General features: G+C 65.1%; 15 protein-coding genes and 1 tRNA gene. 11 read left to right on the top strand and 5 right to left on the bottom strand.

Annotation, left to right across the window (positions count from 1 at the left end):
- Positions 1-20: 20 nt before the first annotated feature.
- From ccmE to E5673_RS15005, 5 genes are all read left to right on the top strand, one after another.
- Positions 21-467 carry a cytochrome c maturation protein CcmE gene (gene ccmE, locus E5673_RS15025; protein WP_136190642.1) on the top strand — a complete coding sequence of 149 codons (447 nt, stop codon included), beginning with the start codon at positions 21-23 and terminating at the stop codon, positions 465-467.
- Positions 464-2377 (top strand): heme lyase CcmF/NrfE family subunit, encoded by a 1914-nt coding sequence (locus E5673_RS15020; RefSeq protein WP_136190641.1) that lies wholly within the window; start codon positions 464-466, stop codon positions 2375-2377. The genes ccmE and E5673_RS15020 overlap by 4 nt, the downstream gene beginning before the upstream one ends.
- The gene (locus tag E5673_RS15015) at positions 2374-2901 is read left to right on the top strand and encodes a DsbE family thiol:disulfide interchange protein (RefSeq protein ID WP_136190640.1); all 528 of its coding nucleotides are present in this window, start codon (positions 2374-2376) and stop codon (positions 2899-2901) included. Before E5673_RS15020 ends, E5673_RS15015 begins: the two co-directional genes overlap by 4 nt.
- Positions 2902-3047: 146 nt before the next feature.
- Positions 3048-3419 carry a cytochrome c-type biogenesis protein gene (locus tag E5673_RS15010; RefSeq protein WP_247599694.1) on the top strand — a complete coding sequence of 124 codons (372 nt, stop codon included), beginning with the start codon at positions 3048-3050 and terminating at the stop codon, positions 3417-3419.
- Entirely contained in the window at positions 3335-4063 is a 729-nt protein-coding gene (locus E5673_RS15005; protein ID WP_247599414.1) for a hypothetical protein, read from the top strand. Before E5673_RS15010 ends, E5673_RS15005 begins: the two co-directional genes overlap by 85 nt.
- 112 nt (positions 4064-4175) lie before the next feature.
- On the opposite strand, the gene E5673_RS15000 is transcribed toward E5673_RS15005, so the two are convergent.
- Together E5673_RS15000 and ald are read right to left on the bottom strand one after the other, a co-directional pair.
- Complete coding sequence (locus E5673_RS15000; RefSeq protein WP_056058060.1) at positions 4176-4394, bottom strand: DUF3072 domain-containing protein; 219 nt, start codon at positions 4392-4394, stop codon at positions 4176-4178.
- A 51-nt stretch (positions 4395-4445) separates the two neighbouring features.
- Positions 4446-5552: an alanine dehydrogenase gene (gene ald / locus E5673_RS14995; RefSeq protein WP_136190638.1), complete on the bottom strand. Its 1107-nt coding sequence runs from the start codon at positions 5550-5552 to the stop codon at positions 4446-4448.
- 127 nt (positions 5553-5679) lie between these two features.
- Between ald and E5673_RS14990 the strand changes: the two genes are divergently transcribed.
- From E5673_RS14990 to E5673_RS14965, 6 genes are all read left to right on the top strand, one after another.
- On the top strand, positions 5680-6120 hold the full coding sequence (locus E5673_RS14990; RefSeq protein ID WP_056048254.1) for an Lrp/AsnC family transcriptional regulator: 441 nt from the start codon (positions 5680-5682) through the stop codon (positions 6118-6120).
- A 328-nt stretch (positions 6121-6448) separates the two neighbouring features.
- The gene (locus tag E5673_RS14985) at positions 6449-8347 is read left to right on the top strand and encodes a potassium transporter Kup (RefSeq protein ID WP_247599693.1); all 1899 of its coding nucleotides are present in this window, start codon (positions 6449-6451) and stop codon (positions 8345-8347) included.
- Positions 8348-8492: 145 nt separating this feature from the next.
- On the top strand, positions 8493-9011 hold the full coding sequence (locus tag E5673_RS14980) for a 2'-5' RNA ligase family protein (protein WP_136190637.1): 519 nt from the start codon (positions 8493-8495) through the stop codon (positions 9009-9011).
- Between the two features lie 66 nt (positions 9012-9077).
- Positions 9078-9154, top strand: a tRNA-Met gene (locus E5673_RS14975).
- Positions 9155-9334: 180 nt separating this feature from the next.
- Entirely contained in the window at positions 9335-11707 is a 2373-nt protein-coding gene (locus E5673_RS14970; protein WP_136190636.1) for an FdhF/YdeP family oxidoreductase, read from the top strand.
- Positions 11704-12492, top strand: a complete 789-nt coding sequence (locus E5673_RS14965) for a formate/nitrite transporter family protein (protein ID WP_136190635.1) — start codon at positions 11704-11706, stop codon at positions 12490-12492. Before E5673_RS14970 ends, E5673_RS14965 begins: the two co-directional genes overlap by 4 nt.
- A 33-nt stretch (positions 12493-12525) precedes the next feature.
- Here E5673_RS14965 and fdhD read toward each other — a convergent pair whose 3' ends face one another.
- The 3 genes from fdhD to E5673_RS14950 are packed head-to-tail and all read right to left on the bottom strand — an operon-like array spanning position 12526 to position 16114.
- Positions 12526-13317 carry a formate dehydrogenase accessory sulfurtransferase FdhD gene (gene fdhD, locus E5673_RS14960; protein ID WP_136190634.1) on the bottom strand — a complete coding sequence of 264 codons (792 nt, stop codon included), beginning with the start codon at positions 13315-13317 and terminating at the stop codon, positions 12526-12528.
- Complete coding sequence (locus E5673_RS14955; protein ID WP_281727896.1) at positions 13314-13799, bottom strand: molybdenum cofactor guanylyltransferase; 486 nt, start codon at positions 13797-13799, stop codon at positions 13314-13316. The genes fdhD and E5673_RS14955 overlap by 4 nt, the downstream gene beginning before the upstream one ends.
- Before the next feature lie 26 nt (positions 13800-13825).
- Positions 13826-16114, bottom strand: coding sequence for an FdhF/YdeP family oxidoreductase (locus E5673_RS14950; protein WP_136190633.1), 2289 nt, complete (start codon positions 16112-16114; stop codon positions 13826-13828).
- Positions 16115-16136 lie beyond the last annotated feature (22 nt).

The following is a 16136-nucleotide window of genomic DNA, read 5'->3' as shown; positions in this document are numbered from 1 at the left end:
GCGATGCGTAGGTCCGAGAAATGAAGGCCAAGCATCAACGCCTGACGCTGGCATTGCTTGCGCTTGGTGCCGTCGTTGTCGCGGGGCTGCTCGCGCTGTCCGCATTGAAGGATCAGGCCGCATTCTTCTATGCGCCCTCCGACGTGCGTCGCGATGGCCTCCCGCTAGGCCGTGCGGTTCGGCTCGGCGGGATGGTGGAGGGCGGCTCGTTAAAGCGCGCCGCGGACGGCGTGACCGTGCAGTTCGTCGTCACCGATGGACAGGCGACCACGCCGGTAGTCTTCGCGGGCATCGTCCCTAACCTGTTCCGCGAGAAATCAGGCGTCGTCGCCGAAGGCCAGTTCCAGCCCAACGGCAGTTTCGTCGCGTCGAACCTGCTCGCCAAGCATGACGAGAAATACATGCCGCCGCAGATGGCCGGCAAGATGCACGAAACCAAGACGCTCGAACCGGACGCCCAGCAGTGATCGCCGAAGCAGGCCTCGCCGCGCTCTGGTTCGCGGGCGCGCTCGCGGCGTTGCAGCTAATGATGGCAGCGATCGGCATTGCACGCGGTCGTGAAGACGTCGCAGCGGCGGTCCGGCCGGTGGCGATCGTCCAGGGGTTACTCGCACTGCTGGCGATGGCGCTGCTGATCGAGCTATTCCGCGACTCCGACATGTCCGTCAAACTGGTCGTCGAGAACAGTCATTCCGCCAAGCCGTGGCTTTACAAGTTCGCTGGCGCATGGGGAAACCATGAAGGCTCGATGCTGCTCTGGGTAACGATCCTCGGGCTGGCCGGCGGGGCGGTGGCGATCTTCGAACGCTCGCTACCCGAACGTACGCTCACCGCGACGCTCGGCGCACAGGCGACGATCGCGCTTGGTTTCTATGCGTTCCTGCTCTTCTCCTCGAACCCATTCGCGCGACTGAACCCCGCTGCCGCCGACGGCCTCGGGCTCAACCCGCTGTTGCAGGACCCCGGCTTGGCGTTCCACCCGCCGACGCTCTACACCGGTTATGTCGGCCTCTCGGTCGCGTTCTCGTTCGCGGTCGGTGCCCTCGTCACGCGCGACGTCGGCCCGGCGTTTGCCAAGGCCATGCGACCCTGGGTGCTGATCGCCTGGATATTCCTCACCCTCGGCATCACGGCGGGGTCGTATTGGGCGTATTACGAGCTCGGCTGGGGCGGCTGGTGGTTCTGGGACCCGGTCGAGAACGCCTCGCTGATGCCGTGGCTCGCCGCCACCGCGCTGCTCCATTCGGTGACCGTTCTCGCAACCCGCGACGGCCTGCGCGCCTGGACGATCATGTTGGCGGTCGTCGCGTTCTCGATGTCGATGATCGGCACCTTTTTGGTGCGCTCAGGCATCCTGACCAGCGTGCACGCGTTCGCAGTCGATCCGGAGCGCGGCGCGTTCATCCTGGCGTTGCTGGCGATCTACATCGGCGGGGCGCTGGCGCTGTTCGCCGCGCGGATCGGCACCGTCCGTGCGGGCACGACCTTCGATCCGGTCAGTCGCGAGGGCGGGCTGGTCGCGAACAATTTGCTGTTGTCGGTGATCCTCGGCATCGTCCTGATCGGCACGCTCTATCCGATCGTCGCGGCGAGCTTTGGCGTGCAGTTGTCGGTCGGGCCGCCGTTCTTTAACAAGGCGGCGGGGCCAATCGCGTTGCTTCTCGTCGCGGTAATGGCAGTCGGGCCGCTGCTGCGCTGGCGCCGCGACGATGCGAAGGCGGTACTGCGCCGCGTGATGCTGCCGATCGGCGCGACGCTGGCGGCGGCGATCGCACTTCTGTTCGTCTGGCCGGGCGTGCTCCCTTGGGCCGGGCTTTCGCTTGCCGCCGGGCTCGCCGTCGCCAGCGTCGCGCCTCTGTGGAAGCGCAACCTGAAGCGCACGCCGCTGTTCACCTACGGCATGGTCATCGCGCATTTCGGCATTGCGGTCAGCCTAGCCGGGATGGCGTCGGACAGCGCGTTCACCAAGGAGACATTGGTCGCGGTGCGCGCAGGCGAGCCGGCGCGGGTCGGGCCATACACCGTGACGCTCGACGGGATCTCGCCGGTGATCGGCGAGAACTGGTCGGCCTTGGAAGCCCGCCTGACCGCGACGCGCGGTGGCAGCGAGAGCATCCTCCGCCCGCAACTCCGCTTCTTCGCCAACCCGCCGACGAGCACGAACGAGTCCGCCATACTGACGGTGCTCGACGGCCAGCTCTATACCGTGCTCGGCCAGCCGGACGGGCAGGGGCGCTGGCAGCTCCGCCTCTGGTGGAAGCCGTTCGTGACGCTGATCTGGTTCGGCGGCGTGCTGATCGCGCTCGGCGGCATGCTGTCGCTGATCGGTCGGTTGCTCCGCGAGCGACGGGCCGCGATACGGGCCGAATGGGCATGAAGCGGTTCGCACTCTGGGCGCCGCTGGCGATCTTCGCGCTGCTGTTCGCGGTGGTGGCGAGCGGGCTGTTCCGGCCGGCGGAGAAGGTGGTGCGATCGGCGATGGTCGGCAAACCGCTCCCCGATTTCGCGCTGCCGGCGATGGTCCCAGGCAAACCGGGTCTGACCAGCGCGTCGTTCCGGCAGGGCAAGCCGCGGTTGCTCAACGTCTTCGCAAGCTGGTGCATTCCGTGCATCGCCGAAGCGCCGCAACTGATGCGCCTGAAAGCGATGGGCGTGCCGATCGACGCGATCGCGATCCGCGACACCGCGCCGGCGATTGCCGGGTTCCTGCGGCGTAACGGCGATCCGTACGAGCGGATCGGCAGCGATCGGGCCAGCCAAGTGCAGTTGGCGCTGGGCTCGTCGGGCGTGCCCGAGACGTTCGTGATCGACGGCCGCGGGATCGTCGTGAAGCAGATCATCGGCGATATCCGGCCTGAGAATGTCGCCGAGATCGTGCTAGCCGTGAAGGACGCGCGGTGAGGGTGGCCAACCAAGTTCCCCTCCCGCTCGCGGGAGGGGTTAGGGGAGGGGCTTCTCTTTCCTCACCAACCGCACGTTCGCGTCATGCCCTCCCCCGACCCCTCCCGCGAGCGGGAGGGGAGGTCGTTGCGGCGCTGTTGCTCTGCATTTCGCCGGCATTCGCCCAGCCGGTCACACCGCCAGCGCACTACGCGAACGTGCAACTCGCAGACCCCGCCAAGGAAGCCTCCGCCCGAGCGCTCATGGAAACGCTGCGCTGCCTCGTTTGCCAGGGCCAGTCGATCGCCGACAGCGATGCCGACATGGCGGCCGACATGCGCGCGCTCGTCCGCGACCGGATCGAGCGCGGCGAGAAGCCTGCCTCGATCCGCGACTGGCTGATCGCGCGCTACGGCGACTACGTGACGTACGATCCGCCGCTATCGGGGCTCACGTGGCCATTGTGGCTAGCGCCGATCTTGCTGCTTGGCATCGGCGGCTGGATCTCGCGGTCGAGCTTTCGGCGGAGGACACGCTGATGGGTTACGTCTGGCTGGCCGCGATCGGAGCCGGTGCGTTTGCGCTGCTCGCGGTGCTGAAGGTGAACCGCGTCCTTTGGTCGATGGTCGCGGCGGCGCTGATGCTCGGCGCGGCGGGGTATGCGTGGCAGGGGCAGCCAGGACTTGCCGGCCATGAAGCGTCGCCCGGGCTTGCAGCGACGCCGGACGACAGCGCGATGCTCGAACTGCGCGACCAGATGCTCGAGCGGTATACGGGCGCGGCGGCGTACCTAGTTGCGGCGGACGCGATGACGCGGATCGGCGACCGTCGCGCGGCTGTGCAGGTATTGCTCGGAGGGCTCAGGATAGCTCCAAAGAGCGTGGTGATGTGGACGGGGCTCGCCAACGCGCTGGCGGCGCACGATGCGAATCAGGTTTCGCCTCCCGCGCTGTTCGCGTTCCAGCAGGCGATGCGACTGGCGCCCAAACATCCGGCGCCGCCGTTTTTTCTCGGGCTAGCATATGTGCGGGCCGGGGAGTTCGCGACGGCTCGACCGTATTGGGCTAAAGCGCTGGCGTTGACGCCGGCTAATATTTCATACCGAGGCGAGGTCGCTACGCGTCTGGCTTTGCTGGATCGGTTCCTAGCCATGCAGGACGTGCCGAACTCAAGCCAAAAATAGTCCCGTCATCCTGGGCTCGACCCAGGATCCAGAGCCATGAACGCAAAGCTATTTGGCTCTGGATCCTGACTTTCGTCAGGATGACGAGAAAAGGGTGACTGTAAGGAAGCGCTTACTGCCCGCGACCGGTCTTCGACTGCAACTCGTCGATCTTCTTCGACGCATCCGCCTTGGTCAGCGTTTCGTCGAATTCCTCATGCGCTTCCTCGGACAGCGTCTTGAGGTAGCTCGCCTGCGCACCGGTCATCTTCTCGTCGCCGGTGGTCCAGTCGTCTGGGTCCTTCTCGGCGTTCGAGAATGGTTCGGACTTGGGGTTCGGGGTGTCGGACATTGGAAATTCCTTTCCCCTGTCCAACACCCGTGTTCCGTATCCGTTCCCGAGTCAGCCCGCCCATGCTTCGTAAGGTAAACCTAAATCATCGGCGACCGCCTTGTACGCGATCTTGCCCTTGTAGACGTTCAGCCCGTTGGCGAGGTGCGGGTCGGCCTTCATCGCCGCCTCGGCACCCAGGTTGGCGAGCTTCAGCGCGAACGGCAGCGTCGCATTGTTCAGCGCGAACGCCGACGTGCGCGCCACGGCGCCCGGCATGTTGGCGACGCAGTAATGGATCACGCCGTCGACCTCGAACACCGGATCCTCGTGCGTCGTCGCGTGCGACGTCTCGAAGCACCCGCCCTGGTCGATCGCGATGTCGACCAGCACCGAGCCGCGCTTCATCGTCTTCAGCATTTCGCGCGTGACCAGCTTGGGTGCAGCAGCCCCAGGCACCAGCACCGCGCCAATGACCAGATGCGCGTTCTTCACCGCAGCCACGATCGCCGCCTTAGACGCATACGCCGTCTTGATCTGGCTGGAGAAGAACATGTCGAGTTCGGCCAAGCGATCGTTCGAGATATCGTAGATCGTCACGTCGGCGCGCATGCCGACCGCCATCTGCGCCGCGTTGACGCCCGAGACGCCACCGCCGAGGATCGCAACCTTGGCGGGCGCGACACCGGGAACGCCGCCGAGCAGCACGCCACGTCCGCCCTGCTCCTTCTCGAGATAATGCGCGCCGACCTGTACCGACATGCGGCCCGCAACTTCCGACATGGGCTTGAGCAACGGCAGCCCGCGGCGGTTGTCGGTGACGGTCTCGTACGCGATGCAGGTCGCGCCGGACTTCATCAGCCCCTCGGCCTGCGGCTTGTCCGCGGCGAGGTGGAGATAGGTGAACAGCAGATGGCGCGGCTCGAGCATCGCGATCTCGCTCGGCTGCGGTTCCTTGACCTTCACGATCATGTCGGCCCCGGCGAACACCGCGGCGGCGGTCGGCAGGATCGTCGCACCCGCGTCGACATAGTCCTGGTCCTCGAAATCGATGCCCGATCCGGCCTGCGTCTCGACGACGACCTCGTGGCCCGCGGCGACCAGTTCGGCGACCGATGGCGGGGTCAGCCCGACGCGATATTCGTGGTTCTTGATTTCCTTGGGGACACCGACGCGCATTGATTCCACTCCATTATCGTTTGCGCCATACTAGCGCGTCTTGGACGGGAAGGGTTCGCAAACTGGTCGCGGTACGATACCGCATCTGCAAGATGATTGCACCCATCGCCGCCGAAACGGGATAATCTTGAGCATCACGATCGAACGCAGGATTCTGGACCTGCTCGCCGCCAATTCCGACCTCACCAGCGCCGAGCTCGGCGACGCGGTCGGACTGTCGGCGAGCGCCGCGCATCGCCGGGTCGCGCAGCTTCGGGAGAGCGGCGCGATCGTCGGTTACCGTGCGGTGCTGTCGCAGGCAGCGCGCGGTGATCCGAGCATCGTACTCGTCAACGTCACGCTGCGGGATCAGCGCAAGGAGACGATGGCGGCGTTCGAGGCGGAGATCGTCGAGTGTCCGCAGGTCGTCCAGTGCTTCCTGATGAGCGGGGAGGCGGACTATATGCTCCACGTCGAGATCCGTCACGGCGAGACGTTCGAACGCATCCACCGCGAGACTCTGTCGCAATTGCCGGGGGTAACCCGGCTCGCCTCGCACTTCGTCATCCGCGAGGTGATAAGGCGCTGAACGCCGGCGACTCTTCTCCCCTCCCTGGAAGGGAGGGGCGGGGGTGGGTCGGCTTCCGCATTACCGAACGTCGGCGGCACAAGCAGGCCGACCCACCCCCAACCCCTCCCTTCCAGGGAGGGGAGCAAGTGTAGGCAACGCTTCGATACTAGTCCGATCAGCCCCAGTTAATCCACGTTGCCCGCCTCGCCGTTGCCGCCTTCCGGCCCTCATGCTAAATGCGCGCGCTTGGGGCACAGGGTGAAATCGGAAATTCGATGAAGATTGCTGCACTTCCGGGTCGATTCACCGTCCAGTGAGCGTCGACCAGACCGCCGCGGCCTCGACCGTGCCACCCGCCAATCTTGATCTCGAGCCGGGGCATCACAACTCCGACGGCATGCTGAAGCTCGCCTTCGGTGCTATCGGCATCGTCTTCGGCGATATCGGCACCAGCCCGCTCTACGCCTTCCGCGAGACCTTCGCCGGCCACCACAAGCTCGCGCTCGACGCGGCGCACATCATGGGCGTCATCAGCCTGATGTTCTGGTCGATGATGATCGTCGTGACGGTCAAGTACGTCATCATCATCATGCGCGCCGACAACAAGGGCGAAGGCGGCAGCCTCGCGCTGCTCGCACTCGTCTCGGGCAAGACCAAGACCAAGCGCTGGAGCAAGGGCATCATCCTGCTCGGCGTGTTCGCGACGGCGCTGTTCTACGGTGACAGCATGATTACGCCCGCGGTGTCGGTGCTGTCCGCGGTCGAGGGCCTTGCGGTCGCCGCGCCCGCCTTTGCCGGACTGGTGCTGCCGATCGTGATCGTCATCCTGATTGGGCTGTTCTGGGTGCAGAAGAGCGGCACCGCGCGCATCGGCCTCGTGTTCGGGCCGATCATGCTGGTGTATTTCAGCGTCATCGCGGTGCTCGGAATCCTCAGCATCGTCCAGACCCCCGAGGTGCTCTGGGCGTTGTCGCCGCATTATGCGGTCGAGTTCTTCATCATCGATCCCGAGCGGGCGTTCCTCGCACTCGGCTCGGTCGTCCTCGCTGTCACCGGCGCGGAAGCGCTGTATGCGGACATGGGGCATTTCGGCCGGAAGCCGATTGGCCTGTCGTGGCTGTTCTTCGTACTCCCCGCGCTGATCCTCAATTACATGGGGCAGGGCGCGCTGCTGTTCCGCGATGGTCGCGAGGCGCTGGTCAGCCCGTTCTACAATCTCGCCCCCGAAAGCCTCCAGCTTCCGCTCGTCATCCTCGCGACGATGGCCGCGGTGATCGCCTCGCAGGCGGTAATATCGGGCGCGTTCTCGGTAACGCAGCAGGCGATCCAGCTCGGCTTCATCCCGCGCCTCCGGATCGAGCACACCAGCGCCTCGACCGCCGGCCAGATCTACATCCCGCTCGTCAACGGCGCGCTGATGGTGATGGTGATCCTGCTCGTGCTGTTCTTCCGCACCTCGTCGAACCTGACGAGCGCGTACGGGATTGCGGTGACCGGGGCGATGTTCATCGACACGTGCCTGCTCGGCGTCGTCCTATTCCGCCTCTGGAACTGGCCGAAGATCGCGGCGATCCCGCTGCTGGCGATCTTCTTTACCGTCGACGGCGCCTATTTCGCGGCCAATCTGACCAAGGTGCCGGCCGGCGGCTGGTTCCCGCTGCTGGTCGGGTTCATCATCTTCACCTTCCTGACGACGTGGTCGAAGGGGCGGCAGTTGATGATCGACCGGATGCACGAGGCTGCGATGCCGATAAAGGTCTTCATCGGCTCGGCGGCGAGTTCGGCATCGCGCGTGCCGGGCACAGCGGTATTCATGACCTCGACCGCGGACGGCGTGCCGCACGCGCTGCTCCACAACCTCAAGCACAACAAGGTGCTGCACGAGCGCGTCATCCTGCTCACCGTCAAGATCGTCGGCCAGCCCTATTGGCCTGCGCATGACCGTGCGGTGCGCGAGGAACTCGGCGACGGTTTCCACCGCCTCGTGCTGCGCTACGGCTTCATGGAGGACGCCGACGTCCCCGCGGCGCTGCGCCAGGTCCATAATTGCGGTGCGGACTTCAAGATGATGGACACCAGCTTCTTCCTATCCCGCCAGACGCTGCTCGCGTCGGACAAGCCCGGCATGATGATCTGGCGCGAAAAGCTGTTCGCGTGGATGCTGCGCAATGCAGAAAGCGCGATGGAGTTCTTTCGCCTGCCGACGAACCGCGTCGTTGAATTGGGCAGTCAGGTCGAGATTTGATGATTTACACCATACGGTCCGCCAAAGCCGTACCGCCCCGGCGGAGGCCGGGGTCCAGTCGGAAAGGTTGCAGTAACGAAACGCAACGTCCGTCATCGACATTTCCCAACTGGACCCCGGCCTTCGCCGGGGCGGTGTCTTTCTGATGACCGGCCCAACCGAAGTAGCCCCGATCATCGTCACCGCCCTGTTCGGCCGCAAGGACACCGCGTTCTTCGACTCCATGCGCCGCGAGCATTTCCCGCCCGAGCGCAACCAGCTCGACGCGCACCTGACGCTGTTCCACCACCTGCCGCCCTCGGGCCTCGACGAGCTCAAGCACCGCCTCAACCAGGAAGCGCGCGGCATCCGTGCTCCACAGGCCCGTGTGGGCGGCCTGATGTCGCTAGGGCGGGGTGTCGCCTACCGGATCGAGTCTCCCGAGCTGGTCGGCATCCGTGAGCGCCTCGCCGACGCGTTCACCGGAATGCTCACCCCTCAGGACGCCGGCGGCTGGCGTCCGCACGTCACGATCCAGAACAAGGTCAGCCCGCAAGTCGCCAAGCTCCTGCTCGGCAATCTGCAGCGCGATTTCACCCCGAAGGACGTCGAAATCGCCGGTCTGGGCGCATGGTGGTACCGCGGCGGACCATGGGAAGCGATTTCCCGGCACATGTTCGCTTGACCGCCTCGAAACCGCTTCCTATAGGCCGCGCCTCGCAGGGAAGAATGCTTCCCTGACGGACGGTACGGCGAAGTAGCTCAGTTGGTTAGAGCACGGGAATCATAATCCTGGGGTCGGGGGTTCAAGTCCCTCCTTCGCTACCATTTCGGACCGGGCGCACGGCGCCGCCGGCGAATCCCCGCAGACCGACGCAAGCGATCACCAACTGCGGGAAACTCGTCTTCGCAATCGCAAAATCCGCTTCTATTGCCTTGGGTTAATGGTCAGCCAGTGTGCCGCATCTCGGGCGCACGCGTCGGCCCGGCCGTTCGGGAGATACGAGTATGCGCGACAAACGCCCTGATGGGATCGCCGATTACACGGGTCCGGCCGGTGGCTGGGGCGCGCTGAAGGCGGTCGCCGTCTCGCTGAAGGCGCAGCAGATCGTCGTCCGCGGCGGTCAGACGCTGCTCAAGTCGAACCAGCCCGATGGCTTCGATTGCCCGAGCTGCGCATGGCCCGATCCAAAACATACCTCCTCGTTCGAATTTTGCGAGAACGGCGCAAAGGCCGTCGCGTGGGAATCCACCGCCAAGACGATCGGCGCCGACTTCTTCGCCGCGCACAGCGTGTCCGACATCTGGAAGCAGAGCGATCACTGGATCGAGGACCAGGGCCGCGTCACTGAGCCGCTCCGCTACAATGCCGCCACCGATCACTATGAGGTCGTGAGCTGGGCGGATGCGATGCGCGAGATCGGCGCCGGTCTCGCCGCCGTCCCGGATCCGAACCAGGCCGAGTTCTACACCTCGGGCCGCTGCTCGAACGAGGCGGCGTTCCTGTTCCAGCTCTTCGTGCGGCTCTACGGCACCAACAACTTCCCCGACTGTTCCAACATGTGCCACGAGGCGACCTCGGTTGGGCTGCCGAAGTCGATCGGTATCGGCAAGGGCACCGTCAGCCTAGAGGATTTCGACCATGCCGACCTGATCCTGTCGATCGGCCACAACCCCGGCACCAACCATCCGCGGATGATGGCGACGCTGCGCGAAGTGTCGAAGCGCGGCGGCAAGATCATCGTCTTCAACCCGCTCAAGGAACGCTCGCTCGAACGCTTCGAATCGCCGCAGTCGGTGGTCGAGATGGCGACGATGTCGGCGACCCCGATCGCGAGCAGTTATTACCAGGTGAAGGTCGGCGGCGACGCGGCTGCGCTGAAGGGCATCGCCAAGGCACTGGTCGCGCTCGACGAGGCGGCAAAGGTCTCCGGCGGCGAGCCCGCGCTAGATCACGCGTTCATCGCCGAGCATACCGCGGGGCTCGACGACTATATCGCCGATCTCGCCACGACGGAGTGGGCGGATATCGAGCGCTCCAGCGGCCTTTCGCGCACCGATCTAGAAGAAGTCGCGCTCGCCTATTCGAAGTCGAAGTCGACGATCTGCTGCTACGGCATGGGCGTCACGCAGCATCGCACCGGCACGACCAACGTCCAGCAGATCGCGAACCTGCTCCTGCTCCGCGGCAATATGGGCCGGCCAGGCGCGGGCATCTGCCCGCTGCGGGGCCACAGCAACGTCCAGGGCGACCGCACCGTCGGCATCACCGAGCGACCGATGCCCTTGCTGCTCGACAACATGCGCGACGTGTTTGGGTTCGAACCGCCACGCGAGCACGGCCATTCGGTGGTCGAGAGCATTGCGGCGATGCGCGACGGCCATGCCAAGGCGATCGTCTGCCTCGGCGGCAACCTCGCGATCGCCTCGTCCGATCCGCAGGCGTGTGCGGAAGGCTTCCGCAACCTCGATCTCGCGGTCCACATCACCACCAAGCTCAACCGCACGCAGTTGTTGATGGCGAAGGCGACGTATGTGTTGCCGTGCCTGGGGCGGACCGAACTCGACATGCAGGCCACCGGCCAGCAATCGGTCACGGTCGAGGATTCGATGTCGATGGTCCACGCCTCGCGCGGCTTCCTGATGCCACCGGGCGACAACGTGAAGTCGGAGATCTGGATCGTCGGCGAGATCGCCAAGGCGACCTTTGCCGCGAAGGGCCGCGCGCCGATCGAGATCGACTGGGATGCGTATGTCGGCGACTACAGCCTGATCCGCGACAAGATCGAGGCAGTGTTCCCGGCGTTCGCCGACTACAATGCGCGCATCCGCAAGCCGGGTGGCTTCCACCTGCCGAACTCCGCGGCGATGCGCGAGTGGAAGACGGATAGCGGCAAGGCCAACTTCCTCGTCACCAAGGGTGTCGAGGAGGACGAGAGCGCGGGCGATCCGACTGTGCTGCGGCTCACCACGCTGCGCGCGCACGATCAGTACAACACCACCGTCTACAGCCTCGACGATCGCTATCGTGGCGTATTCGGGCGCCGCGACATCCTGTTCATGAACGAGCGCGACATGGCACGGCTGGGGCACAAGGAAGGCGACGTCGTCGATATCGCTACCGCGCTTCAGTTCGCCCGGCCCGATCGTGTCGTGCAGAAGCTGATGCTGGTCCGCTACGCGCTGCCCGATGGCTGCGTCGCCTCCTACTACCCCGAGACGCAGCCACTGATCGCGCTCGAGGATCACGATCCGCAGAGCTTCACCCCGTCCTACAAATCCATCCCGGTGACCGTCCGTCCCGCCGCTGCCGACATGGGTTCGGATCGCGGCGTGGTGCGCGCGGGGATCGTCGGGCACGAGAGTAAAGTACACGCATGAGCACCGGCTATTCGTCGACGATCGACACCTACGCGACCCTCGCGGCGACCAAGGCGGAGGCGCTGCGGCGCTCTCCCGCGGGGTTCTTCGCTGGCGCGATCCTAGCGGGCACGTATATCGGCATCGCGATGATCCTCGCGCTCAGCACGGGCTCGGGGCTCGAACCCGGGGTGCGACCGTTGGTGATGGGCGCGACCTTCGGGCTCGGGCTGATCCTCACCGTGTTCGCCGGCGCTGAGTTGTTCACCGGCTACGTGATGTATCTCGGCTTCGGCCTCGCACGCCGGACGATCACGATCGGAGACGCACTCAAGCTCGCCGTCGTCGTGTGGATCGGCAACCTCGTCGGCGGCGTGGTACTGTCGCTGGTGTTCGCGGCAGGTGGGGGCGGTGCGATCTTCGCCAACGCCGATACGATGTTCCACGCGTACGTCCTGCACAAGGTGTCGGTCGACGCGACCGCGCTGATGGCCCGCGCGATCCTGTGCAACTGGCTCGTCTGCCTCGCGATCTGGACTGCGGCGCGGATGACCGGCGACACCGCCAAGTGCATCGCGATGGCCTGGATCCTGCTCGCGTTCGTCGCCGCCGGGTTCGAGCATTCGGTCGCCAACATGACCGCGCTGACGCTCGGCCTGCTGGTGCCCAACTCGTCGATCGACCTCGCGGGCATGATCCGCAATCTTGCGATCGTCACCGTCGGCAACACGATCGGTGCCTTGGTCTTCGTGGTCGGCGGCTATCTGGTCGCGTCGAAGACGGACGCGGTGCAAGCCGCTAAGTAATCCCGGTTTCGCGTGGCAGCGGCGAGCCTGCTGCTACGCGAACACCTCCCACGGATCGTTGACCACCAGGATCGCGTCGCTGCGGGCGAGCGCGAGCAGCGTCAGGCCGTGCTCGCGTGCATGATCAATCGCCAGGCTGGTCGGTGCGGAGATTCCCACCAGCATCGGCGCCCCGGCGATCAGCGCCTTGTCGACCATCTCGAAACTGATCCGCGAGGTAACGAGGATGAAGCCGTCGATAGGCTGCCCGCTGATCGCGATGCCGCCGACGAGCTTGTCCAGCGCATTGTGACGGCCGACGTCTTCATACGCCGCAACCATCCGCCCCTCACGGTCGCAGGCCGCCGCGGCGTGGATCGCGCCCGTAGCGGCGTTCAAGGGCTGGTGGGCCCGCAGGCCACCTAGCGCGGCGAACAGCGCGTCTACAGGCGTATCGGGCTTCGGTGGTGTCCTTGGGACAGGTTTACGGAGCTGTTCGAGCCCGGAGATCCCGCACAGTCCGCAACTCGTGTCGCTAGTCCTGTGGCGAACGCGGTCGTGGATACGGCCCTTGCACCGATCCGACAGTCCGACCCGAACGATCCAACCCGCCTCAGCCTCGAAGATATCGATGTCTCGAACATCATCGACAATGTCCGCGAGCCGCTCGGTCAGCAGGAAGCCGGTCGTGAACTCGGCTAGGTCGGCGGGCGTCATCATCATCACCGCATAGCCCAGCCCGTCGATCTCGATCGCGACCGGGACTTCGATCGCGATGGCGCGCTCGCCCGCGGTAATCGAGTCAGCCCGCAGGATTTTGATCGCTTGGTTGCGCGACGTGGTCATAAGGTATCGAGGTCCTGCGGCGTGTTGACGTTCGGGATAGGCGCACCCGCCGGGATCGGGATAGCCCCGATCGCCTCCGCCCAACCGCGCACCGATCGCCGTGGCACGGTCTCGATGTGGGTCAGCAAATTGCCGAGCAAACCCGTCTCCCAATGCCCGAGCACCGGGGCGTCGGGGCAATAGGCGGAGGCACGTCGGGACAGCGCCGTAAGCAACCCGTCCGGCAACCACGGCATGTCGCACGCGATCGTCAACACCGACGTGAAGCCGTGTAAGGCCGCATACCCAAGCGAGCCGGCGATGCCACCCAATGGCCCGATATCTGCCCTCGGCAGGTCAGGGATTGCCCCATCGCGTCCCGCGATCACCGCGCTCTCGACATGAGACAACAGGAGTGCCCGCGCATGTTCAGCCAACGCACGCCCGTCCAAAACCGCCATCGCCTTGTCGGACCCGAAGCGGGACGACCGTCCGCCCGCCAGTACGACGCCGAGAATACGCTGCTCGGTCAGCGCGTCTTCTCGATCCGCACCGGCACGGATTTCGCTGCCGGAACATGGCTTTCGCGGGCATGGTGAGCAACCGGTATGAGCAGATTGCACTCGGGGTAATACGCACCGAGGCAGCCCTCGGGGATCGCATATTCGACCACGCGGAGCTTGTTCAGGCGGCGGTCCGAATTGCCACCGGCATCGCCGACCAGATCGACGTCGTCGCCATCGGTGATCCCCATCCGGATCATGTCGCTGCGATTCATGAACACGATGTCGCGCGTACCCTTCACACCGCGGAAACGGTCATGATAGCCGTAGACGGTCGTGTTGAACTGGTCGTTCGATCGCAGCGTCATTAGCCGGAACCGGCCCTCCGCTTCCTCGAACCCAGTGACGTTCAGCGCCTGCGGCACGTTGATCTCCGCCTTGCCGCTCTTCGTCTTCCACTCACGGTGCGCCGCCGGAACGCCCTTCCAGAAGCCGCCGGGCGTGAACATCTGGTCGTTGAAGTTCTTGAACAGGTCCGGATACGTCACCTCGATCGCATCGCGAACGCGCGCATAATCGCGCACCCACGCATCCCAATCGAGCTTCGGATTGGGCGCAAGCGTCGCCTTGGCGATCCCCGCGACGATCGCCGGCTCGGACAGCAACGTCTCGGAGGCCGGCGTCGCCTTGCCCTTCGACCCATAGATCTGGCTGAACGAATCCTCGATCGACACGCTCTGCGGCCCGGTGCCCTGCATGTCGGTCTCGATCCGGCCGAGGCAGGGGAGCAAATACGATGTCTCGCCCGGCAAAAGGTGCGAACGATTAAGCTTCGTCGCGATATGCACCGTCAGATCGAGCGCGCGCCACTTCGGCTCCATCCGCGCATGATCCGGGATTGCCCGCACGAAATTGCCGCCAAGCCCGACGAACGCCTGCGCGCTGCCGTCGAGCACCGCCTCGCACGCCTCGACCGTATCCCAACCCTTCTCGCGCGGGGGCTCGAAGCCATATTGCTCGGCAAGCTTGTCGAGCGGCGCGAGTTCGGGCTTCTCGGTGATCCCGACGGTCCGCTGGCCCTGCACGTTCGAATGACCACGGACCGGCCCCATACCCGCGCCGGGCTTGCCGATGTTGCCGCGGAGCAGCATCAGATTGACGACCATGTGGACATTGTCGATCCCGCCGACATGCTGCGTCAGCCCCATGCCGTACACCGCGATGACCGCCTTCGACTTGGCATAAACCTTCGCCGCCGCCTCGATCTCGGTGCGGGGCAGGCCGCTCTCATGCTCGATCGTCGCCCACTCGGTCGCGCGCGCGACCTCGGCGAACGCCTCGAACCCGGTAGTGTGCTCGGCGAGAAACGCGTGGTCGAGCACCGGCAGGCCATTGATCCGCTTGGCGTTGTCGTCGGCCTCGATCAAATATTTGCACATCCCCATGATCGCGCCGACGTCGCCGCCGGTCTTCAGCTGGTGATATTGCGAGGCGATCGGCGTCGACTTGCCCGTCACCATCTCGATCGGGTTCTGCGGGTCCTGGAATTTCTCCAGCCCGCGCTCCTTGAGCGGATTGAACACGACGATCTCGACGCCGCGCTTCGCGCAATCGCGCAGCGGATGCAGGAAACGCGGGCTGTTCACCCCGGGGTTCTGTCCGAAGTAAAAGATCGCGTCGCACTTCTCATAGTCCGACAGGTGGATCGTGCCGACCGCCGACCCGATCGCCGACTTCAGACCGACCGAGGTCGTCTCGTGGCACATGTTCGAACTGTCGGGCAGGTTCTGACTGCCGTACATCCGCGCGAGCAGGCTATACATGTACGACGTCTCGAGGCTGGCGCGACCCGACGCGTAGAAGATGACCTTGGTCGGATCATAGGTCTTCAGCTTGGCGCCAATGCCCGCGAACGCCTCGTCCCAGCTGCACGCGGCATATTTGTCGGTCGCGGCATCATACTTCAACGGGTGCGTGAGCCGCCCGGCCTGTTCGAGATCGTAGTCCTTCCAGCCGATCAGCTCGCTGACCGTATGCTGCTCGAAGAACGCCGGCGTCACGCGGAACGAGGTCAGCTCCCACGCCGTCGCCTTCGCGCCATTCTCGCAGAACTCTGCGACGTGCGGATGCGCGGGCTTGCCCCACGCGCAACTGACGCACGCAAAGCCATCCGGCTTGTTCTGCCGGGCCAGTTCGCGGATCACTTCCGGGCCGACCTTCTCGCGCGCGGAGATTTCAACAAGCGACTTCATCGAGCCCCAGCCGCCTGCTGGTGCCGTGTAATCCTCGATCTCTACGGTCCGGTCGTCGCTCATGCTCATCTCCGCTTTTATCGTC

The sequence above is a fragment of the Sphingomonas sp. PAMC26645 genome (assembly GCF_004795835.1).
In the GTDB taxonomy this organism is placed as follows: Bacteria; Pseudomonadota; Alphaproteobacteria; order Sphingomonadales; family Sphingomonadaceae; genus Sphingomonas.
Note: the sequence above shows the minus strand (reverse complement) of the source record. Positions and strands in the feature narration are given on the sequence as shown.